Here is a 23341-nt window from a genome sequence, read left to right as displayed (position 1 = left end):
TTCCAACCTTAGGGCCGTCTGGGCGCAGTTCAAGTGGCCCTGCAGGTGCGGGCGCGCACCCCTTTTCGGGGGGGACCTACCCACAGGACATTCGGAGCAAGGCCGGGGAAGGATGGGCTCCGCGCCGGCTTACTACCGGCGGCTGGGCGAGATCAAGGCCAAGTACGATCCGCAAAACCTCTTCCATGTGAACCAAAACACCGCGCCGGCGTAACCGGCGGGTTTCCACGCGCCGCGCCAGCGCACCATGGCCGGGGACGGCCAGGGTGCGCTCACGCCGTAGAGTTTTGGGCATGAGGTTGAACTGCTGATGGGCGCCGGACACTCCCATACCCCGCAAGGGCATCCCGAACCGACGCCCCGGGCGCTCGCCGCCCGGAAGAAGGCCAACCGGATCCTGGCGGCCATCCTTATCCCGCTGACCCTGCTGACCGTCGCCGCGATGGTGCTGCTGTGGCCCTCGGGCAGCAAGGAAGGCATCAAGCTGTCCAGCCCCTACGCGGCCGCACCGGGCGTCAGCTTCGACACAGGCAAGATCCAGCGCGTCGTCGTCGGCAGCTGCATGGACGGCTCGGGGCCCGGCGCGGACGCAGCGGGCGCGCCCGCCGATTCCGCCCAGGGCGCGGCGCCCGGGCAGGGCTCGCAGTGCACCTTCGCCTATACCGAACCGGACAAGGGCGGAAACCCGGTCAAGGTGGTCATCAACCCCGACGTCGCCAAGTCCCACGGCGTCAAAGTCGGCGACAACATCCGCTACCTGAACCTCTCCAAGGCGCAGGGCGCCTCGGCCCAGGGCACGCCTGCCTATGTGTTCGTCGACTTCGTCCGGACGCTCCCCATCGTCCTGCTCGCCATTCTCTATGCCGTCGTCGTGATCGCGGTGGCGCGCTGGCGCGGACTGCGCGCGCTGATCGGCCTGGCCGGCGCCTACACCGTGCTCGTCACCTTCATCCTGCCCGGCCTGGTCGAAGGGAAACCGCCGCTGCTGCTGGCGGTCGTCGGCTCCACAGTGATCATGATCGGCGTGCTGTACTTCGCCCACGGCTTCACCGCCCGGACCTCGACGGCGCTGCTGGGCACCATGTTCGGGCTGGGCATCACCGCCGCCCTGGCGGCCTGGGCCACCGATGCGGCAAACCTGGCCGGCGTCGGCAACCATGACGCCGCCACCCTGGCCAACGTCTCTGACCACATCTCCATCTCGGGGATCATCCTGTGCGGGCTCATTATTTCCGGGCTCGGCGTGCTCAACGACGTCACCATCACCCAGGCTTCCGCGGTGTGGGAACTCTGGGAGCTCGCCCCCGGGACCTCGGCACGGAAGCTCTTCAGCTCTGCCATGCGGATCGGCCGGGACCACATTGCCTCCACCGTCTACACCATCGCGTTCGCCTACGCCGGCGCCGCACTGCCCATCCTGATCATCGTGATGCTCTACGAACGGCCGCTGGGCGACGCACTCACCAGCGCCGAGCTATCCGAGGAAGTGATCCGCACGCTCGTCGGCTCCATCGGCCTGGTCCTCGCCATCCCGGTCACCACCCTGATCGCGGTGCTCGTCGTGAAAGCCACCGGCCTCCGGGGCGCCGCAACCGCCGCGGACGACGGCGGCCGGTCCGCCGTCGTCGTGCCCGCGACCGCCGAGGCCGCAGTGGCTGCCGGTGCGCTCGCCGGCGGTGCGCTGGACGGCGCGAGGCTGCCGGGCGGTGTGCCCGAGGGGAGGGCCGAACCGGCGGCGGAGACCCGCCGCGGACGGCGGGCCGCCCAGCCCGGCTGACCGGCCCGGCTCGGGTGGGGCGGCTGCCCGGGCGGGCCGGCGGCCGCACGCAGCCCAGCGATATCCACATGGCCGGGCGGGCGTGCTGCCGATTTGCCCGGCTTTGAGACAATGGTCGGGTGACTGTAGTAGCAACGCCTCCCGCCCCCAAGCTGGACCTCCCGCCGCTCAAGCTGGGACCCCTCACGGTGGACACCCCCGTGATCCTGGCTCCGATGGCGGGCATCACCAACTCCGCGTTCCGCAGACTGTGCCGTGAATATGGCGGCGGTTTGTATGTCGCGGAGATGGTCACCTCCCGTGCCCTCGTTGAGCGCACGCCCGAGTCACTGCGGATCATTTCGCACGACGAGGACGAGGACGTCCGTTCCGTCCAGCTCTACGGCGTGGACCCGGTGACGGTGGGCCAGGCCGTCCGGATGCTGGTCGAGGAAGACCGTGCGGACCACATCGACCTGAACTTCGGCTGCCCGGTGCCCAAGGTAACTCGGCGCGGCGGCGGCTCGGCGCTGCCGTGGAAGATCGACCTGTTCACCTCGATCGTGCAGACCGCGGTCAAAGAAGCGTCCAGGGGCAACATCCCGCTGACCATCAAGATGCGCAAAGGCATTGACGAGGACCACCTGACCTATCTGGACGCCGGCCGGATCGCGCGTGATTCCGGCGTGGCCGCCGTCGCCCTGCACGGCCGCACCGCCGCGCAGTTCTACTCCGGCCAGGCCGACTGGTCCGCCATCGCCAGGCTGCGCGAAGCCCTCCCGGATATCCCGGTCCTGGGCAACGGAGACATCTGGTCCGCCGAAGATGCGGTGCGCATGGTCCGCGAAACCGGCGTCGACGGCGTCGTGGTGGGCCGCGGCTGCCAGGGCCGGCCCTGGCTGTTCGGCGACCTGATGGCCGCGTTCGAGGGCAGCGACGTCCGGCACAAGCCGGCACTGCGCCAGGTGGCCGAAAGCATCTACCGCCACGCCGAACTCATGGTCGAGACCTTCGGCGACGAGGGCAAAGCGCTGCGGGAAATCCGCAAGCACATGGCCTGGTACCTCAAGGGCTACGTGGTGGGCAGCGAACTGCGGAACCGGCTGGCCCTCGTGACCAGCCTCGAGGTGCTCCGCGGCACCCTCGACGAACTGGACCTCGATTCGCCCTACCCCGGGGCCGACGCCGAGGGCCCCCGCGGCCGGGCCGGTTCGCCCAAGAAGCCCGCACTGCCCAAGGACTGGCTGCTCAACCGCAGCCTCGACGCCGAACAATCCCGCGATATCTCGTTCGCCGAACTGGACGTCTCCGGTGGCTGAAACCAGGACTACCGCCCCGGTGCTGGACGGCTACGTGGACCGGGACTGCGCCCGCTGGGTCGAGGAGCCACCCAAGAGCACCTACCGCTCCGACTTCGAACGGGACCGCGCCCGGGTGCTGCACTCGTCCGCCCTGCGCCGGCTCGGGGCCAAGACCCAGGTGGTCGCCCCGGACACCGATGATTTCGTCCGTACCCGGCTCACCCACAGCCTTGAGGTCGCACAGGTGGGCCGCGAACTGGGCCGCGCCCTTGGCTGCGATCCCGACGTCGTGGACACCGCCTGCCTCAGCCACGACCTCGGCCACCCGCCCTTCGGCCACAACGGCGAGTCGGCCCTGAACGAGGTGGCCCACGCGATCGGCGGCTTCGAAGGCAACGCCCAGACCCTGCGGCTGCTGACCCGCCTCGAGCCCAAAGTCCTCGCCCCCGACGGCCGCCCCGCCGGGCTGAACCTCACCCGCGCCAGCCTCGACGCCGCCGCGAAGTACCCGTGGTCGGCAGCGAACGCCCCCGTGATCCACGGCCAGCGGACCAGCAAGTTCGGCGCCTATGAGGACGACCTGCCCATATTCGACTGGATCCGGGAGGGTGCGCCCGAACGCCGCTCCTGCCTCGAAGCCCAGGTCATGGACCTCGCGGACGACATCTCCTACTCGGTGCACGACGTCGAGGACGCGATCGTCGCCGGGCACTTCCAGCTGCGCTGGATGGACAACCCCGACCACCGGGCCCGGGTAGTCGGCTACGCCAAGCAGTGGTATCTGCCGCACAACGATCCGGCAGCCATCGACGCGGCCCTTGCCCGGCTGGAAGCCACCCCTGTCTGGGTCCGCGAGGCCGACGGCAGCCGCAAATCCATGGCGGCCTTGAAGGACATGACCAGCCAGCTGATCGGCCGCTTCTGCCAGAGCGCGCTGGAGACCACCCGCGCCGTTTACGGTCCGGAAAACCTCACCCGCTACAACGCCGAACTCATCGTCCCGGACGAGACCGTGATGGAGATCGCCGTAATGAAGGGCCTGGCCACCACCTTCGTGATGACCACCGAACACCGGCAGCCGATCTATGAACGCCAGCGGGAGGTCCTGCATGCCCTGGTAACCGCGCTCAACGCCGCCGGCGCCCGTCACCTGGAACCGATGTTCGCCGCCGACTGGCGGGCCGCGGCAGACGACGGCGCCCGGCTGCGGGTCGTCATCGACCAGGTCGCCTCGCTGACCGACGGGTCCGCGCTGGCCATGTACGAACGGCTCGTCGGCAGCCTGCCGTCGCTCTGGTGACAGGCGCCGCCGGCCGGCGTAGTATCCGGCCGGTTGCCCGATCTACACATAATTCAAAGAAATTACACAGGGACGGCGAGGAGTATGGAAGGAGAGGCACACCCTAAAGGACAGGAGTAGGTCATGAGTACTCGGAGCAGGGGCAAGCGCCTCGCCAGCGGGATTACCGCTGCCGTGGGCCTGGGCAGTCTGGCAACAGCCGGTGTTGCCGCCGCCGCCGTGTATGCCTCAACGCCTTCGGTGGTTGCCAGGATGGGTTCCACCTCCAACTTCGGCACGTCCGGAACTTCCACGACGCCCGGCGACTCCGCCAAGTACGGCGGCTCCAATACGTCCGGCGGTTCGGGCAACAGCCAGGACAACAGCACACGGCGTTCGCGCGGCTACGGCAGCACCAGCCCGGTGCAACCGGGCAGCGGCGGGACCATCCATGGCAATTCGTCCGGTTCCTGAGATGACGGGTCCTGCGGCGCAAAACCCTGGAACTGTGGGTCAATCCACCTGGACCGTTTGGGGACTCGAGGCCTCGCTCACCGTCACAGAGCAGGCGTTGCTGCCCGCAGCGGAACACATCGTCCGGGGTGTTGTAGCCGCCGTCGACCTTGCCTGCAGCCGTTTCCGCGCCGACTCGGAACTGATGCGGCTCCAACCCTCGCTGGCGGCCGGAGCCGCCGTCAGCCCGACACTGAGGCTCCTCATGGAACGTGCCCTCGATGCAGCCCGGCTGACGGCGGGCGACGTCGATCCGACCCTAGGCGCCGACCTTGATGCACTGGGGTACGGCCACGGACTGGTCAGCGTGCCGTTGCCGCTTGATCATTCGGCTGGTGACGGGGCAGCGGCGCCTTCGCCGGCGAGCCCCAGAGCTCCCGGCTGGTCACGGATCAGCCTTGACGCCCAGAGACTAACGGTGCCGCCGGATCTTCGCCTCGACCTGGGCGCCACGGCCAAAGCCGTGGCGGCGGATCTTGCCGCCGCCGAGGTGCACGCGAAATTAGGCTGCGGAGCCCTCGTTGGCCTGGGCGGAGACCTGGCCACCGCCGGGCCCGGACCGCAAGGTGCCGGACAGCCGGGATCCTGGCAGATCCTTGTCCAGGACCTTGTTTCGGACCCGAGCCAGCGGATCGCCCTCGCGCCTGGCTTTGCCCTCGCCACCTCCAGCACGCAAAAGCGGCGCTGGAAGCATGCAGGGATCGAAGTCCATCACATCCTGGATCCCCGCTTCGGACTGCCAGCGGAGCCTGTCTGGCGGTCGGTGACGGTGGCAGCTCACACGTGCCTGGAGGCCAACGCCTTCAGCACCGCGGCCATAGTCCGTGGCTTCGGAGCCCTGGAGTGGTTCCGGTCTGAAAACATCGCGGCACGCCTTGTCGGCAGCAACGGCCGGGTCGCCGCCACCGGCGGCTGGCCCGCGGCTGACCGTAGCGTGCGCGCCGGAGGTGTCTCCCGTGGATGAGGCAATGTGGGCCTTCGGCCGGGTCAGCGGGTTCATCGCCCTCGCGCTGTTTACCGCGTCCGTCCTGTTGGGCATCCTCAACAGGTCAGGCCGGCCGCTGCTGGAGCTGCCGAGGTTTTCCATCAGCATCCTGCACCGCAATATTGTCCTGCTTGCCACGGTATTCCTTGGCCTGCACATCGGATCCCTGCTGCTGGATTCCTTCGCGAAACTGCGCCCCGTGGACGTCGTCGTGCCGTTCCTGGGCTCCTTCCAGCCGTTCTGGCAGGGGCTGGGCACGGTGGCACTGGACCTAGTGGCGGCCGTCGTCGTGACAGCCCTGCTGCGGCGCCGGATCGGCCAGCGCGCATTCAAGGCCGTCCACTGGCTCAGCTACGCCATCTGGCCCCTCGCCATGGCCCACGCCCTCGGAAACGGCACGGATGCGGGCAGCAAGTGGTTCCTCGCGCTGGCGGCAGGGTCAGCAGTGGCCGTCGCGTCAGCCCTGGTGTGGCGGCTCTCGCCGTCGTTCCCGGAAACCGCCAAAGCCCGGGAAGGACGCCTCCTGTGAACCCGTTTCCCGACGTGCTCCCGCCTTCGCCCGGGGCCGCCGCCGTCCGGCTGGAGCCCCGCCTCCTGGCAGCGGATCCGGGTGCAGGGCTGGCCGGTCACCTGGAAACCTTCGGGCCTTTGGATCCCGACGTCGCTGCCCCGGGCCTGCTGGCGGTGCTGGAGGCCTCGGGCCTCACCGGCCGCGGCGGCGCCGCCTTCGAGACCTGGCGGAAAGCCACCGCCACCGCCCGCTCCGTACGGAAGGGGTTGCTTGCAGCACGGCCCGTGGTGATCGCCAACGGCGCGGAAGGGGAGCCGCTGAGCTTCAAGGACAAGACGCTGCTGGCCGACGCACCCCATCTGGTGATTGACGGCCTCCTGGCTGTTACCAAGGCGTTGGCGGGCTCGCGGATGTATCTGTACGTGCCGGCGGTCAGCATTCCCGGGGTGCAGCGTGCCTTGCTGGAGCATCCCGGTGCGCGGCGGATTGAAGTGGTGGAAGCGCCGGAGACCTTCATCTCGGGGGAGTCGAGCGCCGTCGTAAACATGATCGCCACCGGCTCTGCGCTTCCGCTGGACCAAAGCCGTCGACTCAGCGTGTCCGGGCTCAACGGCCGTCCCACCCTGGTAGTCAATGTCGAAACCCTGGCGCAGGTGGCCTTGATCGCCCGCTTCGGTGCGGCGTGGTTCCGTGAAGCCGGGACCGCCGCGGATCCCGGCACCCGGCTGGTGTCTGTCTCCGGTCCCACCCCGGCACGCGGTCTAGTGCTGGAGGTGCCCGGCGGGGCAAAGCTCGCCGACGTCCTCGGGGCCGCCGGCATGGATCCCGCCTCCGTGTCCGCAGTGCTGGTGGGCGGCTACCACGGCCGCTGGGTGCGGACCGGTTCCCAGCTGCTGTCGCCCGCGGGACCGGCCAGCCGGATGGTGCGTCCCGGCGCCGGAGTCATCCACGCGCTGGGCCGGGACACGTGCGGGGTCGAGGCCACGGCCCGCATCCTTACCTATCTCGCCGGGGAGTCAGCCCGGCAGTGCGGACCGTGCATGTTCGGATTACCGGCAATGGCCGCGGTCCTCAACCGCATCGCCGCAAGGGACCGGGATCCCCGGCTCCTCGCCGAACTGGACCGCCTCGGCAAGCTGGTCACCGGACGCGGCGCGTGCCGGCACCCGGACGGAACAACGGGCCTGGTAAGCAGCGCGCTGGAGGTTTTTGCCGACGACGTGCGGGCGCACCTCACCGGCCGGTGCATCGGGCCCGGAGGCATGGCGGCATGAGCACCTCCCTTCATATCGACTGGACCAAGTGTGATGGCCGCGGCCTGTGCACCGAGCTGCTCGCCGGCGTGCTGGACAGGGACGATTGGGGATACCCGGTGGCCCGCGGGAAGGTAGGCCGGCAGCGGACGGATGTTCCGCTGCGCGCCGCTGACCGGGAAGCGGCGCAAGAGGCCGTGGCGTTGTGCCCCATGCTGGCCCTTAGCCTGAGGGAGACGGCCCCCGCTGAATCCCGGCGCCGCCGTTAGTCCGCGGTCAAGGCGCGGTTAAGTCGCGGTAAGCCGCTGCGCGGCTGCCGGGCCGCGGGCAGCCCCSCCGGGCTGCCCGCGGGCGGGGGCTAGGATAGCTATGTGGCTGGCCTGATCAAACGTGACGATATCGACGAGGTACGCCAGCGCACCGACATCAAGGAAGTCATCGACGGCTACGTGACCCTCAAGGGGGCGGGCCTGGGATCCTTCAAGGGCCTGTGCCCCTTCCACGACGAGCGCTCGCCGTCCTTTACCGTGCGCCCCCAGGTGGGCCGCTACCACTGCTTCGGCTGCGGCGAGGACGGCGACGTCATCTCCTTCGTGCAGAAGCTCGACCACACCACCTTCCACGAGGCCGTAGAGAAGCTCGCGGCGCGGATCGGCTACGAACTGCGCTACGAGGACGGCGGTTCCGGCCCCAATCGCGAGGAAATCGGCCGTCGCCAGCGGCTGCTGGACGCACACAAGATCGCTGACGAATTCTTCCGTGCCCAGCTCCTGACCCCCGGTGCCACAGAAGGCCGAAACTTCCTTTACGACCGCGGTTTCGACCGTGCCGCATCGGAACTGTTCGGCGTCGGCTACGCCCCGCAAGGCTGGGACTCGCTGCTCAAGCACCTCCGCGGCCGCGGCTACACCGACGCCGAGCTCAAACTCACCGGGATGTTCTCGGAAGGCTCCCGGGGGATCTACGACCGCTTCCGCGGCCGGCTGATCTGGCCCATCCGTGACATCGCCGGCGACACCATCGGCTTCGGTGCGCGGAAGCTCTACGAGGACGACCAGGGCCCGAAATACCTCAACACCCCCGAAACCGCTCTCTACAAGAAGTCTCAGGTCCTGTACGGGATCGACCTCGCCAAGCGGAACATCGCCAAAGAGCGCCAGCTGGTGGTGGTGGAGGGCTACACCGATGTGATGGCGTGCCACCTGGCCGGGGTTACGACGGCGGTCGCGACCTGCGGCACGGCGTTCGGCACCGAGCACATCAAGGTCGCCCGCCGGCTTCTCTCCGACGACGGCAGCGGGGGAGAAGTGATCTTCACGTTCGACGGCGACGCCGCAGGCCAGAAAGCGGCCCTGCGTGCCTTCGAAGAAGACCAGCGCTTCGTGGCCCAGACCTATGTCGCAGTCGAACCGGGCGGCGCCGATCCCTGCGAGCTGCGCCAGGCCAAGGGCGACTCCGCCGTCCGCGACCTGATTGGCACCCGCCGTCCGCTGTTCGAGTTTGCGATCCGCGCCACGCTGAGGCGGCACAATTTGGACACCGTGGAGGGCCGGATCGCGGCCCTGCGCGAGTCGGCTCCCGTGGTCGCGCAGATCCGCGACGCCGGCATCCGGCCCGGCTACGCCCGGGAACTGGCGGGCTGGCTGGGAATGCCGGTCGAGGAGGTCAGCCGCGCCGTCGGCGTCGCCATGAAGCGAGGCAGCACGGGTGGGCCGACGGTTTCCGGGACATCGCGGCCCGGCGGGCGGCCGGCCGGTGGCGACGCTGCCCTGCCCGGGGGACCCGGGGTGGCCGCCGGACCGGCGTCGGGTGCTGTCCCTTCCTACCAGCGTCCGGACCCCCGCGATCCGGTGGCCTCAATGGAGCGGCAGGCGCTCGAAGTGGCGCTGCAGGAGCCGGCCCTCCTGGCCGGGGGCATTTGGGAGCGCTTCTCCGGGGCCCGGTTCCTCACGCCTGCTTTTCAGGCCGTCCACGACGCCATGCGCGCCTCGGGTCCTGGCCTGCTGGGGGAACCCGCTCGCTGGGTGGGTCAGGTCATGGAGGAGATCCCCGAACCACTCCGGCCGTTGGTCTCCGAGCTGTCGGTGGTGCCATTGCCTGCCAGTACAGCCGAGGGGGTCCAGAAGTACGGCAAGGGGATCCTCAAGGCGCTCTTTGAACTTCAGATCACCCGGGTGAAGGCGGACAAGATGGGCCAGCTGCAGCGGCTCGATCCCAGTTCCGAGAAGGAACGGATCCAGCAGGTCCAGCGGGAACTGATGATGCTCGAAATGGAGCGTCGGGCGTTGCGTTCCGACGCCTAGACCCACGATTTCGTTCCACGATTTCACTCCCGTCAGGGATTTTGCTAGGCTTGAACCCGCCTCATTCCTCCTTAGCTCAATTGGCAGAGCATTCGACTGTTAATCGAAGGGTTGCTGGTTCAAGTCCAGCAGGAGGAGCGCGCAGTCCCCGTTCCGGGTCACCGGGACGGGGACTTTTTTATACCCGCTGGGGGTATGGAGTCCGGCGGGGAGGCGGCCCGGCCCCCGACTGCGCCGCCGATTTCCTTAGCGCTGAAACCTTTGCTAATGTCATACCTGCTTCATTCCTCCTTAGCTCAATTGGCAGAGCATTCGACTGTTAATCGAAGGGTTGCTGGTTCAAGTCCAGCAGGAGGAGCGGACAGGTCCCGCGGCCGGTGAATTACCGGCCGCGGGACCTTTTTTCTTGCCCGCCGTGCGGACGGATCGGGCGCCTATTTGCCTTTCGGGCGCCTTTTCGGGCCCCTAGACGAAGAACATCTCGACCTGCAGGAAACGCTCGGCCTCGGCCACGGCCGCCTGAAAGGCCTCATCCTCCGTGGGGGACTGCCTCGGCTCCCGGGGGTGCCACTCGTGGGCGGAGGAGTGCACGCGGGTGAAGCCGCCGCGCGGGGGTGCGTAGAAGATGCCAAAGCGCTGCACGGGCCACTCGGGGGAAGTTTCGGGGGCTACCAGGAGCGCTGCATCGAAGGCGGGGTTGTACCACTGAGCGATGGGACGCCGCCGGTCCTCGGTGAATAGCCCGGCCGCATACAGCGCGGCCGACTGAGGGCTGGTCTGGGAGCACAGCCGCTCCCACCACAGAGGCAGAATCCCGTCGTCGCTTCGCTGCCACGTGGCCGGTAGGGGATGAGGGCTCTGCCAGTCAGGCACACAACAACTTTATCGCCCGCCGTGGGCCGCGAACAGGGCCGCGTGGTCGCACCCCTCCCGCCCCTCGGGACATGCGCCACGCTCGGGTTGGCGGGGGACATGCGCCGCGCTCGGGCCGGCGCATGGGCATGTTGCCAGTATGTCCATTCGTGGCGGCGGGGACTGGGCATGTCCTGGAGGGGGTCTGCCCTCTTCTCGGGCCGGCCGGGGACATGCGCCGCGCTCGGGCCGGCGTGTGGGCATGCTGCCAGTATGTTCATTCGTGGCGGCGGGGACTGGGCATGTCCCGTACTTGCCCAGCCCGGTTCCGGTGAGCGGAAGGCGGCCCTTGCCCGCGCCGACTTTAGGGCCGATGTTGGATGCATGACGAAGATGAGGGCCGCCGCCAATCACCACGGGCGGGACGTCGCCGCGAGTATTGAGGCGGACCCGGATGGGGTCATGGCGCTATCTCCTCAGCTTGCCGCGATCTGGGACCGCGCGGCCCCCTATCTGCGGGTGCGGGACAACGATGCCCACACGCTCTACGCCCTGGGACTGGCCCAAGCCCTGTTGGATGCGCACCCCGAGGCGGATCCTGCCGTCGTTCTTCCGGCCATCATGCTGCATGACGTGGGCTGGTCGCAGGTTCCGCCGGACGAGGTGCTGCAGGCCATTGCCCCGGGCGGCGGGAGACCCGACCTGGTGCTGCTGCACGAAAAAGAGGGGGCCAAGCTGGCGGCCCAAATCCTCGCGGACGGCCGCTACGATCCCGGGAAGGTCCAGGCCATTCTGGACATCATTGACGGGCACGACAGCCGGCGCGAAGCCCTCTCCATCGAAGACGCGATCGTCAAGGATGCCGACAAGACCTGGCGGCTCAGCCCGCACGGCATCGACACGGTGATGGACTGGTTCGGGCTCGACCGCGGGCAGGCCCTGCGGCTGTGCAGCCAGCGCGTCCACGGGCATCTGTTCACCGCCGAGGCACGCGCCATGGCGAGGGCACTGTCCGCCCTGGAATCGGTAACCCTGTGGCCGCAGCGGCAACGCCTGCTCGAGGAGCCAACAGGTGCGGCCGCACCGGTCTAGACTCGATTCCGGACGCCGCTGGGCGCCAAGGAATGCAGGAGGTCAGCATGGCCGGCGGCAGCCGCGAACCCGGACGCACCGTGACGTCCAAGGTCCTGGCCATCCTGGAGGCATTTGAGAAGTCCCGCGGCGCGTTGAGCCTAACGGACATTGCCGAGAAATCCGGGCTCCCGTTGAGCACCGCGCACCGGCTGGTGAACGAGCTGACGGACTGGGGCTTCCTCTCGCGGGAACCCAACGGGCGGTACCAGCTGGGCATCCGGCTGTGGGAGCTCGCCCAGAACACCGGACGGCAGCTGCGCGACGCGGCCCGTCCCTATGTTCAGGACCTGTTCTCATTGACCGGCGAGACCGCGCACCTGGCCGTCCGCGTCGGCCATGAAGTGCTCTACATCGACAGGGTCTACGGTTCCAAACGGGTGCCCAGGGCCTCCCGCGTGGGAGGCCGGCTTCCGATGCATGCCACCGCCGTCGGGAAGGTCATCCTGGCGTTCGAGGAGGGCTGGGTCCGGGACGCTTACCTGCATCGGGAGCTGGAACGGCCCACAGCCCACACCCACGTTGACCCGCGGCGGTTTGCTGCGGAACTGGACCAGATCCGCGAGCAGGGCTATGCCACCACGCTGGAGGAAGTGCGCCTGGGCTCGTGTTCGATCGCCGTCCCGGTCTTCCACACGGGCAGGATCGGGGCGGCGATCGGCCTGGTGCTGCCCACCTCCCAGGCGTCCACCATGACCAGGCACCTTCCGGTCCTGAAGGGAATTTCGGCGCAGATCGAACGCGCCACGGCACGGATCCCGCTGGAAACGCTTATCGGCGTCCACCGGGGAACCCTTCCGACGGGGTAGGCCGACGCCGCTCTTCCGGAGACTGATATTGGTTTCCGCTGAGCGGAAGTAACGACTGGGCTTGGCTGGTGATGTGGACCACACTGGAGACCACGAACCCCCGGCGCCTGACGGCAGCCGGCGGAGCCAATTTTCCTAGGAGTTCCCATGTCATCGTCGACTGAAACGGCCGGCCGCTGTCCCCTCGGCCACGGCGCCGAAGCCCCCGCCGGGCACCACGGCTATGAGCCGTTCCAGATGAAGGACCCCTTCGGCGCGTACGCCGAGCTCCGGGCCGAGCAGCCGGTCATGTTTGACGAGCGGACGGGCCTCTACGTTGTCTCGCGCTATGAGGACATCAAGGCAGTGTTCGAAGACTGGGAGACCTTCTCGAGCGAAAACGCCCAGGCGCCGGTCCGCGAACGCGGCGCCGCGGCCAAGAAAATCATGGACGACGGCGGGTTCACCGCCTACTCGGGTCTTTCCGCGCGCATCCCTCCGGAGCACACCCGAATCCGCGCGATCGTCCAGAAAGCCTTCACCCCCCGCCGCTACAAGGCGCTTGAGCCGTTCATCCGGCAGAACGTCGTCGGGCTGGTCGAGAAGATGCTGKCACGCCCGGAACACCGCGGCGACATGGTCAAGGACCTCGCCTATGACGTCCCCACCATCACCATCCTCACGCTCATCGGAGCCGACGTCGCAAAGGTCGATACCTTCAAACGCTGGAGCGACTCCCGCGCGGCCATGACCTGGGGCGACCTCAGCGACGAGGAGCAGATTCCGCACGCCCGCAACCTCGTGGAGTACTGGCAGGAGTGCTTGCGCCTGGTGAAGGAGGCCCACGGCAACTGCGGCGACAACCTCACCGCGGACCTGGTGAAGGCGCAGCAGGAAGGCGCCGAGATCTCGGACCACGAGATCGCCTCCGTTCTCTACAGCCTGCTCTTCGCCGGCCACGAGACCACCACCACGCTGATCTCCAACGCGCTGCGCGAGCTCCTCGCCCGGCCCGAGCAGTGGAAGCGGCTCGTGCAGGACCCCAAGAAGATCCCCGCGGCCATCGACGAGGTTCTGCGCTACGCCGGCTCGATCGTGGGCTGGCGGCGCAAGGCGCTGAAGGACACGGAAGTGGGTGGTGTCGCGATCGAAAAGGGTGCCCAATTGCTGCTCCTGATGGGCTCCGCCAACCGCGACGAGGACAAGTTCGACGCCGGCGAAAACTTCGATATCACCCGCCCCAACGCCCGCGAGCACCTCTCCTTCGGGTTCGGCATCCACTACTGCCTGGGCAACATGCTCGCAAAACTCCAGGCAAAAATCGCGCTCGAGGAAGTCGCCCGGCTCGCCCCGGAGCTACAGCTGGAGAACCCGGAGGGCATCACCTTCCGGGAAAACCTGTCCTTCCGCGTCCCCGAGACCGTTCCCGTCAGCTGGAAGGCCTGAAAATCATGCACAGCAACGAATACATCCAGTTCTTCGACGGCGGTGTCACGCCAAAGCTCGAAAACCTCGGCGGAAAGGGGGCTTCGCTGGTCACCATGACCTCCGCCGGCATGCCCGTTCCGCCCGGCTTCGTGGTGACCACCGCCCAGTTCGACACCTTCATGGAGGAAGCCGGGATCACCAAGCACATCCATCAGCTCTTGGCCGATCTGGATTCCGAGGACATGGCGCAGGTGGACAAGGTCTCCGCCGCCATCCGCGAAGACATTTGCTCCCGGCCCGTTCCGCAGGCAATGCGTGAACTTACGATCAGCGCCTACGACTCCCTCATGAACCGCTTCGACGCGCCGGTCCCCGTGGCCGTGCGGTCCAGCGCCACCGCCGAGGACCTGCCGGACGCCTCTTTCGCCGGCCAGCAGGACACCTACCTCTGGCTCGACGGCGTCAAGGCCGTCACCGACCACATCCGGCAATGCTGGGCCTCGCTCTTCACCTCCCGGGCCATCGTCTACCGGCTCAAGAACAACATCCCCAACGAGGGCCTCTCGATGGCCGTCGTGGTGCAGAAGATGGTCAATGCGCGCGTCTCCGGCGTCGCGATCACCATGGACCCCACCAACGGCGACCGCTCCAAGATCACCATCGACTCCTCCTACGGGGTCGGGGAGATGGTGGTTTCGGGCCAGGTCACCCCGGACAACGTCATGCTGGACAAGGTGACCCTGGCCGTGGTCAACGAGCACCTCGGCGACAAGCACGCCGAACTCGTCCCGGACGCCGCCGCCGGCCGCCTCGTCGAACGCGAGGTCGACGCCGAACGCCGCGGCCGCCGCAGCCTGTCCGACGCCGAACTCACCGCCGTCGCGCAGATGGCCAAGCGGGCCGAAAAGCACTACAAATGCCCGCAGGACATCGAATGGGCCCTCGACGCGGACCTGCCCGACGGCGAGAACCTGCTCCTGCTGCAGTCCCGCCCGGAAACGGTGCACTCCTCCAAGGCAGCGTCGCAAACGCCGCCCCAGCCGGCCGCCGCCGGCGGCTACTTCAGCGGACTGCGCCACCCGACCCCGCCGGTGACCCCGCCTGTAGGCACGGCGCCGTCGTCAGCGCCGCCGGCGAGCGGGAGCTTCAGCCTCGGCGGCATCACCGCGTCACTGCTGAAGCCCTCCTTCTGAATAAGTTTTGCCCCGCTAGTCCGCTCCGACACCCAGGCTCAACGCCGAGCCCGTATTGAAAGGACCGCCATGTCCCTGAAGTCCTTCCCCAAGCCCTCCGAGCTTCCGGTTCCCGCCGGCGCCGAGGGCTGGGAAAAGATCTACCCGTACTATCTGGTCTTCCAGGACAAGCTCAAGGAGCAGGAGGACGCCAAATTCTGGTTCTGCGACAGCCAGCACTGGCCTACCGTGTTCAAGCCCTTCGAGACGATCGGCGGCGAGTTCGCGGTCAAGTGCCTGGGCCAATACAACGCCCGGCACCTGATGATCCCCAACGCCAACGGCATCGAGTTCCGGGTCCACCTGGGCTACCTGTACATGTCGCCCATCCCGGTCCCCGAGGACCAGATCGGCGCCCGCGTCCCCCTCTTCGAACAGCGGGTGGGGCACTACTTCCAGAACTGGGACCAGTTGCTCAAAGACTGGCACGTGAAGGTCAAGGGCACCATCGATGAGATGGAAACCATTTCCTTTCCGAAGCTCCCGGACATGGTTCCGATGGAGGACATCCTGTCCGGCAAGGGCAAGGACGGCTCCGAGAAGCTCTTGGAGAGCTACGACCGGCTGATCCAGCTGGCCTACCAGAACTGGCAGTACCACTTCGAGTTCCTGAACCTGGGCTACATCGCCTACCTGGACTTCTTCAACTTCTGCAAGCAGGTCTTTCCCAACATCCCGGACCAGTCCATCGCCACGATGGTCCAGGGCGTGGATATGGAGCTCTTCCGCCCGGACGACGAACTCAAACAGCTCGCCAAGCTCGCCGTCGAATTGAAGCTGCAGCGGTACTTTGGTAACACCGACGACGTCGAGGCCACCTTGGGTGCCATCGCGGCCGCCCCGGGCGGGGACCGCTGGATAGCCCAGTACGAGGGCGCCAAGGACCCGTGGTTCAACTTCACCGTGGGCAACGGCTTCTACGGCCATGACAAGTACTGGAACGAGCACCAGGAAATCCCGCTGGGCTACATCGCGGACTACGTCCGGCGCGTGGACGAAGGCCAGGAAATCATGCGCCCGGTCGAGGCCCTGATCGCCGAGCGCGACCGCATCATCGAGGAATACCGGGACCTGCTGGAAGGCGAAAACCAGGCGCTCTTCGACGCCAAGCGGGGCCTCGCCGCCACCGCCTACCCGTACGTGGAAAACCACAACTTCTACATCGAGCACTGGACCATGGGCGTTTTCTGGCGCAAGATCCGTGAACTGTCCCGCATGATGCAGGCCGAGGGCTTCTGGACCGAACCGGATGACCTGCTTTACCTGGGCCGCAACGAGGTCCGCGACGCACTCTTCGACCTCGTCACCGGCTGGGGCGTCGGCGCCAAGCCGATCGGCCCGGACTACTGGCCGGAGGAGATTGAGCGCCGCCGCGGGATCGTGGACGCGCTCAAGACTGCCCGGCCCGCGCCGGCGCTGAACACCCCGCCGGAAATCATCACCGAACCCTTCACCCGGATGCTCTGGGGCATCACCACCGAGCAGGTCCAGCAGTGGCTGGGCGCCGGCGAGGAGGTTGAGGGCGGCGGCCTGCGCGGCATGGCGGCATCGCCCGGCGTCGTTGAAGGCCTGGCCCGCGTCGTTACGGACGCGGACCAGCTCTCCGAGGTCCAGCAGGGCGAGATCCTCGTCGCCACCGTCACCGCTCCCTCCTGGGGCCCAATCTTCGGCAAGATCAAAGCCACCGTCACGGACATCGGCGGCATGATGAGCCACGCGGCCATCGTCTGCCGCGAATACGGCCTGCCGGCCGTGACCGGAACCGGTTCGGGGTCCACCACGATCAAAACCGGCCAGCGGCTGCGGGTCGACGGCACCAAGGGCACTGTCCAGATCCTGGACGATGAGCCCGAACTGCAGGTCGCGGGGCCGGGGGCCCACAGTCACAGTGAGCACAGCCACAGCCATGTCTGATCCCACTACGCCTGATCCACAGAGTGACGGTGCGGGCCCTGACGGCCGCACTGTCCTGATCACCGGTGCCGCCGGCGGGCTGGGCCGGGCGTTCGCGCTCGGCTTCGCCCGCCGCGGCTACCGCGTGGCTGTGGCGGATGTGAATCTCGAGGGCGCGGAGGAAACCGCCAAACTGGTCGCGGATGCCGGGGCCGAGGCGGCAGCGTTCCACGTCGACGTCACCAGCGTCGACTCCACCGAGGCCCTCGCGAAAAGCTGCGCGGACTTCGGCAGCGGGGGGATCGACGTCGTCCTCAACAACGCCGCCGTGTACGCGGCGGTGACCCGGAGCCCGTTCGAAGACATCGATCCGGCCGAGTGGGACCTGGTCATGAACGTCAACCTCAAGGGCCCCTGGCTCGTGAGCCGGGCCGCGAGTCCGTACCTGCGCGAGGGCGGCCGCGTCATCAACCTCTCCAGCGCGACCATCTTCAGCGGTTCGGAGCAGTGGATGCACTACGTCGCCTCGAAGGGCGGCGTGGTGGCCCTGACCCGGGTCATGGCCAAGGAGCTGGGCAGGCGGGGGATCACGGTCAACGCGATCGCCCCCGGCTTTACCCTCACCGAGGCCAGCTACGGGCTGATGGCCAATGCCGAGAACTACGGCGTGGACCGCGGCGCGATCAAACGGGCGAGCCAGCCGGAGGACATCGTCGGCGCCGCGCTCTTCCTGGCCGGCCCGGACAGCTCCTATTACACCGGCCAGACCATGGTGGTCGACGGCGGCCGCCAGTTCATCTGACCCCGTCCGCCACCGCCCAACTCAACGATTCATCCCAAGCTCACCCTCTAAGGAGGACCTATGCCAACCGTTCATTTCACTGACGCCGAAGGCGCTGTTCGCGATGTCCAGGGCAACGCCGGCGACTCCGTCATGGAAACCGCGGTCCGCAATGGCGTGCCCGGTATCGTCGCCGAATGCGGCGGCTCGCTGTCCTGCGCCACCTGCCACGTGTTCGTCCGCGAGGACTGCCTTTCACAGCTCCCGAAGATGGAGGACATGGAGGACGAGATGCTCTACGGCACCGCAGTGGACCGCGAGGACAACTCGCGGCTGTCCTGCCAGCTCCGCCTCACGGACGAGCTCGACCTGTTCGTCACCACCCCGGAAACGCAGGTGTAGTGATGGGCACCCGCGCATTGGAGCAGGCAGCCGCCGCCGAGCAGACCGCGGCCGGCGCAGCCGTGCAGCCGGACAGCACCACCCGGACCGGCCTGCTGATCATCGGCGCGAGCCAGTCCGGCGTCCAGCTCGCGGTGTCGCTGCGGGCGCTCGGCTTCGAGGAACACATCACCCTCCTCGGTGACGAGGACCACCGCCCCTACCAGCGGCCGGCGCTATCCAAGGAATTCCTGCAGGGCACGGTGGAGAGTGAATCGCTGATTTTCCGCTCCAACGACTACTGGACCGAACACAACGTGGACCTGGTGAAGGGCCAATTCATCGTCCGGATCGACAAGGACGCGGACGGCTCCGGCGTCGCGCACTCCGCCTCCGGCAAGCAGTTCCCCTTCAAGCGGCTCGCCCTCACAGTGGGCGCCCGCGCCCGCAAGCTGGAGATCGACGGCGCGGACCTCGACGGCGTGCTGTATCTGCGCAACGCCGACGACGCCCTGGCGCTCAAGGCCCGGGTGGGGGACGCCACGGACGTGGTGGTGATCGGCGGCGGATTCATCGGACTGGAAGCCGCGTCGAGCCTGCGGAAGATGGGCAAGAACGTCACGGTGCTGGAGTTCGGGCCTCGCCTCGTGGGCCGGGCCGTCGGCGAAGAAACCGCCGACTACTTCCTGCGGGCGCACCGGGACCGCGGACTGGACATCCGGCTCAGCACGAGCGCCCGGCGGTTCATTGCGGAGCACGGCTCGGGCGAGGGCAGCGGGGCGGTGGCCGGCGTGGAACTCCAGGACGGCACCGTGCTGCCCGCTCAGATCGTGCTGGTAGGCATCGGCGTCATCCCCAACACCCAGTTGGCGGAGGACCTGGGCCTCACGGTAGACAACGGGATCGTAGTGGACCGCTTCGCCCTGGCCTCGGACGGCGCCACGGTGGCAATCGGTGACTGCGCCAACATGCCCAACCCGGTGCCCGGGTCCACGCCCGGCGAACGGATCAGGCTGGAAAGCGTCAACAACGCCATCGAACACGCCAAGGTCGCGGCTTACTCGCTGACCGGACGGCGGGAGGAATACGCCGGCATCCCGTGGTTCTGGTCCAACCAGGCGGACCTCAAGCTGCAAATCGCCGGCCTCTGCAACGGTTACGACCAGACTGTTCTCCGGCGGGACGAGGAGCGCGGAAAGTTCAGTGTCCTCTACTACCGGCAGGGCCGGATCATCGCCGCGGACTGCGTCAACGCGCCGCTGGACTTCATGGCCGTCAGGAACGCCCTGGCCAAGGGCCAGAACATCCCGGCGGACGCCGCCGCTGACCCGGCCACCCCCCTCAAGACGATTACGACGGACAGCTAACTGTATTCAGACAGTAGGTTGGCCGCACCCGAAGGAGCATCATGACCACCCCCGAGACTCCGGTCGCCCATGCCGACGCCGGCCCGGCTGCCCGAAGCGCGGAACCCATGTCCGCCGCCGCGGATTTTGCCGCAGCCTATCCAGCCCGCCCGGTTCCGCCCACGGGCCCGGTCGACACTGCCCCGATCGCCACCACTCCGGCCGCGCTCGAGGACCTCGACGTGCTCTGGCGTGCCGTGGTGCACGAGACACGCACCCGCGGCAACGACATCCACCTGCCGATCTCGCTCGCATTCGCCGAGCGGCTGTGCCGTGCGCACCCCGACGCCGACGCCGAACTGGTGCGCGTGGCGACCTTGCTGCATGACACCGGGTGGGCCCACGTGGACGAATCGCGCATCATCTCCGAGGGCTTCGCCGGCGACTGGCGCAAGGCAGCCATCAGGTACGAACACGAAAAGCAGGGCTGCGACGTTGCCCGCCGGGTGCTCCCGCCCCTGGGCTACTCCTCGGAGTTTATCGAGCGGGTCTGCGACATCATCGACGGCCACGACACCCGCCCGGAGGCGCACTCCCTGGAAGACGCGCTGATGCGCGACGCGGACCGGCTGTGGCGGTTCGACCAGGCGGGGATTGCGCTCGCCTCCTCCTGGTTCGGGATGGATCCTGCCACTTACACCGACCGGCTGGCCACGGAAATCGTGCCCGAACTCATCACCCAGGCCGCCCACGACATGGCCGTCGCGGACCTGGACCGTTCCAACGCTCTACTCAAGACGGCGGTGATCCGGTGACCGCCGCGACGCACGACGCGCCGGCCCTCGCAGCGCGGGCCGCGCTCGAATTGCCGTACACCCACGTCGAGGACATCTTCATCGACGGCGCCTGGATCCCCGCGCGCGGCACCGGCCGCAACCCGGTCACGGACCCCGCCACCGGCGAAGTGTGGGGCTCGGTGCCGGACGGAACGCCCGACGACGTCGACGCCGCCGTCGCCTCCGCCCGCAGGGCTTTCGACGCGGGCGAGTGGCCGCGGTTGGCGCCGTCCGAGCGGGCAGCCTATCTGCTGCGCATCGCCGAGGAAGTGGAGAAACGGGCGGGGGAGCTGTCGCTGACCAACACCCGGGAGAACGGCTCGCCGGTGTCCGAATCCGCCGGAGCCGCGGCGAACGCCGCGGGCATCTTCCGCTACTTCGCCACGTTGGCTGGCTACCTTGAGCGCGCGGATGTGCGCGCGTTCCCCAAGGGCGGCGGCGAATCCGTGGTCCGGCGCGAACCGATCGGCGTGTGTGCGCTGATCGCGCCGTGGAATTTTCCGATCAACCTCGTGGTCATCAAACTTGCCCCGGCGCTGCTGGCCGGCTGCACTGTGGTAATCAAGCCGGCGTCGCCCACGCCGCTGTCGCTCCGGGTGATTATCGACGCCGTGGCCGCGGCCGGGGTCCCGGCCGGCGTCGTCAACCTGGTCACCGGGTCCGGCCGGCTCGGGGACGCGCTGGTGAAGCACCCGGGCGTGGACAAGGTGGCGTTCACCGGTTCTACCCCGGTGGGCCGGAAAATAGCCGCGGCCTGCGGCGAGCTGCTGCGTCCCGTCACCTTGGAGCTTGGCGGAAAATCCAGTGCGATTGTGCTGCCGGATGCTGACTTGGACGCGATGTCGCGGGTGCTGATCCGCTCCTCCATGCGCAACACCGGCCAGACCTGCTACATCTCCACCCGGATCCTGGCCCCCGCCAGCCGGTACGAGGAAGTGGTGGACATGGTCACCGCAACCATCGCGGCCGGTAAGCAGGGCGACCCGCTGGACCCGGACACGGTCTTCGGGCCTTGCGCCACCGAATCCCAATACCGGACGGTGCTGGAATACGTTGAGTCAGGACTGGCTGAAGGGGCCCGCGCCACCACCGGCGGCCGGGCGGCTAGCCTGGGCGGCGGGCTCGAAGGCGGCTACTTCGTGGAACCCACCGTGTTCGCCGATGTCACCCCGGAGATGCGGATTTCCCGGGAGGAGATCTTCGGCCCGGTGATCTGCATCCTGAAGTACGACGACGCCGGGGGCGCCGTTGATGAGGCGGTTGAGCTGGCGAACAACACCGAGTTTGGCCTCGGCGGCCTGGTGTTCGGGCAGGACCGGCAGGCGGCGCTGGCTGTCGCGGACCGGATGGACACCGGGTCCGTGGGCATCAACTTCTTCGCGTCCAACCACGCAGCACCCTTCGGCGGCCGGCACGATTCAGGACTTGGCACGGAATACGGAATCGAAGGCCTGAACGCGTACCTGAGCTACAAGTCCATCCACCGCCAGGTTTAGCCTGCTCCGCGTCGCCGGAGTCCGCCCACCCGCCGGCCTGCGCCGCCCCTGTACCGCCCCCGTCCCGGGGGACATGCGCCACGTGCGTGCCGGCGGGTGGGCATGTGCCCGTTATGTCCATTCGTGGCCGCGGGGTACGGGCATGTCCTCCCCGGAGGGTGTGGCCCGGACCGGGCCGGCCCTCACGCCACGCTCAATCCTGCCAGTCGGCGGGACGCTGTCCGGACCCTGAATGATAGTTTTGAGACCTGGGCGTGCGTTTAAGCACGTGCACCCGGCAATTCAGCGTAGGCGGATCACAGATGGAACCAGTTAGGCGGAACCGATGAGCGGACGTCACACCGGCAGGACAAGCGGAGGGCTGCGCCTTTCCGCGCTGCCCAAGACCCTGAAACTGATCTTCAAGCTCGCACCCCGGCAGCTCAACGACGAGATTGCGTTCGCCAAGGCCGAGCTCAAACGCAAGGGCATCCAGCTTGGCGTCGCGGCGGCCTTCCTCGCTGTCGCGCTGATCTTTGTCGCTTTCCTGGTGATCGGGCTCATCGTTGCCGCCATCATGGGCCTGGCCACGGTGATGCCCGCCTGGCTCGCGGCCCTCCTGGTCTGCGCCGCCTTCCTGATCGTCGCGCTGATTGTGGGCTTGATCGGCTACAGCCGGTTCAAGAAGGCGATGCCGCTGCTGCCGGAGGAGACGATCCGCGGCCTCAAACACGACCTCGGCATCGCGAAGGAAGGCTCGTCCTTCGACGCCGCCGTCCTGGATCCGAAGTCCCCGCAGGCCCAGGCCGCCAAGGCCGCCAAGGAAGAGGCCGCCGCGAAAGCGAAGGCCGCGAAGGAAGCCAAGAAGGCAGCCGAGCAGCCCGACCTCGGCCCGGCCCCGACCGAATCCCAGCTGCGCAGCCGCCTCGACCAGCGACGCCGGCACCTCACCGGGGTCCGTGACGAACTCGGCGAGGAACTCGACGTCAAGACGCAGGCGCAGGGCCTCCTCGCCGCCGGCCAGCACCGGCTGGCTGAAGGCAAGGAGCTCGTTGACGACAGGGTCGCCGCGTTCCGCAGCCAGGCAAAAACACCCGGCGCACCCAAAGCCTTCGCCGCGACGGGGGTCAAGGGCGAGTCCGGCGCCGCAGCCGAGCTCGGCAAGCGCTGGAAGCCGCTGGCCGCCCTGGCCGCCTCGACGGCCACCCTCATCTTCCTGTTGCGCAGACTGCTCAAGGGTTAGGCGCCACCCTGAACTCCGACACTGACTCGTTGCCGGCCGTGGAAAGGGGGACCG

Annotated in this window: 22 protein-coding genes and 2 tRNA genes; 23 read left to right on the top strand and 1 reads right to left on the bottom strand. The window is 68.0% G+C overall.

Going from position 1 to position 23341, the window contains the following annotated elements:
- Nucleotides 1–112: 112 nt before the first annotated feature.
- The 12 genes from AC1DGI_RS07160 (at nt 113) to AC1DGI_RS07105 (ending at nt 10259) form a co-directional block, all read left to right on the top strand.
- Nucleotides 113–214 carry a BBE domain-containing protein gene (locus AC1DGI_RS07160; protein WP_441400062.1) on the top strand — a complete coding sequence of 34 codons (102 nt, stop codon included), beginning with the start codon at nt 113–115 and terminating at the stop codon, nt 212–214.
- 96 nt (nt 215–310) lie between these two features.
- A complete protein-coding gene (locus AC1DGI_RS07155; RefSeq protein ID WP_476898281.1) occupies nt 311–1777 on the top strand; it encodes a YibE/F family protein in 1467 nt (488 codons plus the stop codon).
- A 119-nt stretch (nt 1778–1896) separates the two neighbouring features.
- The gene (gene dusB, locus AC1DGI_RS07150; protein WP_441400058.1) at nt 1897–3075 is read left to right on the top strand and encodes a tRNA dihydrouridine synthase DusB; all 1179 of its coding nucleotides are present in this window, start codon (nt 1897–1899) and stop codon (nt 3073–3075) included.
- The gene (locus tag AC1DGI_RS07145; RefSeq protein ID WP_441400056.1) at nt 3068–4357 is read left to right on the top strand and encodes a deoxyguanosinetriphosphate triphosphohydrolase; all 1290 of its coding nucleotides are present in this window, start codon (nt 3068–3070) and stop codon (nt 4355–4357) included. Before dusB ends, AC1DGI_RS07145 begins: the two co-directional genes overlap by 8 nt.
- A gap of 123 nt (nt 4358–4480) precedes the next feature.
- Entirely contained in the window at nt 4481–4810 is a 330-nt protein-coding gene (locus tag AC1DGI_RS07140; RefSeq protein ID WP_476898280.1) for a hypothetical protein, read from the top strand.
- A 34-nt stretch (nt 4811–4844) separates the two neighbouring features.
- Nucleotides 4845–5813, top strand: a complete 969-nt coding sequence (locus AC1DGI_RS07135; protein ID WP_476898279.1) for an FAD:protein FMN transferase — start codon at nt 4845–4847, stop codon at nt 5811–5813.
- Nucleotides 5806–6363, top strand: a complete 558-nt coding sequence (locus tag AC1DGI_RS07130) for a ferric reductase-like transmembrane domain-containing protein (protein WP_441400050.1) — start codon at nt 5806–5808, stop codon at nt 6361–6363. The genes AC1DGI_RS07135 and AC1DGI_RS07130 overlap by 8 nt, the downstream gene beginning before the upstream one ends.
- Nucleotides 6360–7619 (top strand): NADH-ubiquinone oxidoreductase-F iron-sulfur binding region domain-containing protein, encoded by a 1260-nt coding sequence (locus tag AC1DGI_RS07125; RefSeq protein WP_476898278.1) that lies wholly within the window; start codon nt 6360–6362, stop codon nt 7617–7619. The genes AC1DGI_RS07130 and AC1DGI_RS07125 overlap by 4 nt, the downstream gene beginning before the upstream one ends.
- Nucleotides 7616–7867, top strand: a complete 252-nt coding sequence (locus tag AC1DGI_RS07120) for a ferredoxin (RefSeq protein WP_441400047.1) — start codon at nt 7616–7618, stop codon at nt 7865–7867. The genes AC1DGI_RS07125 and AC1DGI_RS07120 overlap by 4 nt, the downstream gene beginning before the upstream one ends.
- Nucleotides 7868–7969: 102 nt before the next feature.
- Nucleotides 7970–9901 (top strand): DNA primase, encoded by a 1932-nt coding sequence (gene dnaG, locus AC1DGI_RS07115; protein WP_476898277.1) that lies wholly within the window; start codon nt 7970–7972, stop codon nt 9899–9901.
- 65 nt (nt 9902–9966) lie between these two features.
- Nucleotides 9967–10039: transfer RNA gene (locus AC1DGI_RS07110), tRNA-Asn, on the top strand.
- Between the two features lie 147 nt (nt 10040–10186).
- A tRNA-Asn gene (locus AC1DGI_RS07105) sits at nt 10187–10259 on the top strand.
- A 107-nt stretch (nt 10260–10366) separates the two neighbouring features.
- Here the strand turns inward: AC1DGI_RS07105 and AC1DGI_RS07100 are convergent.
- Nucleotides 10367–10774, bottom strand: a complete 408-nt coding sequence (locus AC1DGI_RS07100; protein WP_441401766.1) for a hypothetical protein — start codon at nt 10772–10774, stop codon at nt 10367–10369.
- Between the two features lie 363 nt (nt 10775–11137).
- On the opposite strand from AC1DGI_RS07100, the gene AC1DGI_RS07095 reads away from it, so the two are divergent.
- The 11 genes from AC1DGI_RS07095 to AC1DGI_RS07045 all read left to right on the top strand — a co-directional run bounded on the left by AC1DGI_RS07095 (nt 11138) and on the right by AC1DGI_RS07045 (nt 23287).
- A complete protein-coding gene (locus AC1DGI_RS07095) occupies nt 11138–11845 on the top strand; it encodes an HD domain-containing protein (protein WP_441401765.1) in 708 nt (235 codons plus the stop codon).
- Nucleotides 11846–11892: 47 nt separating this feature from the next.
- Entirely contained in the window at nt 11893–12693 is an 801-nt protein-coding gene (locus tag AC1DGI_RS07090; protein WP_476898276.1) for an IclR family transcriptional regulator, read from the top strand.
- Between the two features lie 147 nt (nt 12694–12840).
- Complete coding sequence (locus AC1DGI_RS07085) at nt 12841–14118, top strand: cytochrome P450 (RefSeq protein WP_476898275.1); 1278 nt, start codon at nt 12841–12843, stop codon at nt 14116–14118.
- Nucleotides 14119–14123: 5 nt separating this feature from the next.
- Nucleotides 14124–15293: a PEP/pyruvate-binding domain-containing protein gene (locus AC1DGI_RS07080; RefSeq protein ID WP_476898274.1), complete on the top strand. Its 1170-nt coding sequence runs from the start codon at nt 14124–14126 to the stop codon at nt 15291–15293.
- 69 nt (nt 15294–15362) lie between these two features.
- Nucleotides 15363–17246, top strand: a complete 1884-nt coding sequence (locus tag AC1DGI_RS07075; protein ID WP_476898273.1) for a PEP-utilizing enzyme — start codon at nt 15363–15365, stop codon at nt 17244–17246.
- Entirely contained in the window at nt 17239–18027 is a 789-nt protein-coding gene (locus AC1DGI_RS07070; protein WP_476898272.1) for an SDR family NAD(P)-dependent oxidoreductase, read from the top strand. Before AC1DGI_RS07075 ends, AC1DGI_RS07070 begins: the two co-directional genes overlap by 8 nt.
- A gap of 60 nt (nt 18028–18087) precedes the next feature.
- A complete protein-coding gene (locus AC1DGI_RS07065; protein WP_476898271.1) occupies nt 18088–18408 on the top strand; it encodes a 2Fe-2S iron-sulfur cluster-binding protein in 321 nt (106 codons plus the stop codon).
- Nucleotides 18409–18410: 2 nt separating this feature from the next.
- A complete protein-coding gene (locus tag AC1DGI_RS07060) occupies nt 18411–19754 on the top strand; it encodes an NAD(P)/FAD-dependent oxidoreductase (RefSeq protein WP_476898270.1) in 1344 nt (447 codons plus the stop codon).
- A 41-nt stretch (nt 19755–19795) separates the two neighbouring features.
- Nucleotides 19796–20548, top strand: a complete 753-nt coding sequence (locus tag AC1DGI_RS07055) for an HD domain-containing protein (RefSeq protein WP_476898269.1) — start codon at nt 19796–19798, stop codon at nt 20546–20548.
- Nucleotides 20545–22065, top strand: coding sequence for an aldehyde dehydrogenase family protein (locus tag AC1DGI_RS07050; protein WP_441401925.1), 1521 nt, complete (start codon nt 20545–20547; stop codon nt 22063–22065). Before AC1DGI_RS07055 ends, AC1DGI_RS07050 begins: the two co-directional genes overlap by 4 nt.
- Before the next feature lie 325 nt (nt 22066–22390).
- Nucleotides 22391–23287, top strand: a complete 897-nt coding sequence (locus tag AC1DGI_RS07045) for a phage holin family protein (RefSeq protein ID WP_476898268.1) — start codon at nt 22391–22393, stop codon at nt 23285–23287.
- The last annotated feature ends 54 nt before the right edge of the window (nt 23288–23341 follow it).

Source organism: Arthrobacter sp. 05N428_2 (assembly GCF_056397065.1).
The sequence above is the reverse complement of the archived record's forward strand: the minus strand, read 5'-3'. Positions and strand labels throughout refer to the sequence as shown.

Excerpts from the sequence above, each read along its gene's own strand:
- AC1DGI_RS07060 (WP_476898270.1), top strand. The coding sequence starts at position 18,411 with ATGGGCACCCGCGCATTGGAGCAGGCAGCCGCCGCCGAGCAGACCGCG.
- AC1DGI_RS07080 (WP_476898274.1), top strand. The coding sequence starts at position 14,124 with ATGCACAGCAACGAATACATCCAGTTCTTCGACGGCGGTGTCACGCCA.
- AC1DGI_RS07160 (WP_441400062.1), top strand. The coding sequence starts at position 113 with ATGGGCTCCGCGCCGGCTTACTACCGGCGGCTGGGCGAGATCAAGGCC.
- AC1DGI_RS07070 (WP_476898272.1), top strand. The coding sequence starts at position 17,239 with ATGTCTGATCCCACTACGCCTGATCCACAGAGTGACGGTGCGGGCCCT.
- AC1DGI_RS07140 (WP_476898280.1), top strand. The coding sequence starts at position 4,481 with ATGAGTACTCGGAGCAGGGGCAAGCGCCTCGCCAGCGGGATTACCGCT.
- AC1DGI_RS07055 (WP_476898269.1), top strand. The coding sequence starts at position 19,796 with ATGACCACCCCCGAGACTCCGGTCGCCCATGCCGACGCCGGCCCGGCT.
- AC1DGI_RS07090 (WP_476898276.1), top strand. The coding sequence starts at position 11,893 with ATGGCCGGCGGCAGCCGCGAACCCGGACGCACCGTGACGTCCAAGGTC.
- AC1DGI_RS07065 (WP_476898271.1), top strand. The coding sequence starts at position 18,088 with ATGCCAACCGTTCATTTCACTGACGCCGAAGGCGCTGTTCGCGATGTC.
- AC1DGI_RS07045 (WP_476898268.1), top strand. The coding sequence starts at position 22,391 with ATGAGCGGACGTCACACCGGCAGGACAAGCGGAGGGCTGCGCCTTTCC.
- AC1DGI_RS07120 (WP_441400047.1), top strand. The coding sequence starts at position 7,616 with ATGAGCACCTCCCTTCATATCGACTGGACCAAGTGTGATGGCCGCGGC.
- AC1DGI_RS07155 (WP_476898281.1), top strand. The coding sequence starts at position 311 with ATGGGCGCCGGACACTCCCATACCCCGCAAGGGCATCCCGAACCGACG.
- AC1DGI_RS07075 (WP_476898273.1), top strand. The coding sequence starts at position 15,363 with ATGTCCCTGAAGTCCTTCCCCAAGCCCTCCGAGCTTCCGGTTCCCGCC.
- AC1DGI_RS07095 (WP_441401765.1), top strand. The coding sequence starts at position 11,138 with ATGACGAAGATGAGGGCCGCCGCCAATCACCACGGGCGGGACGTCGCC.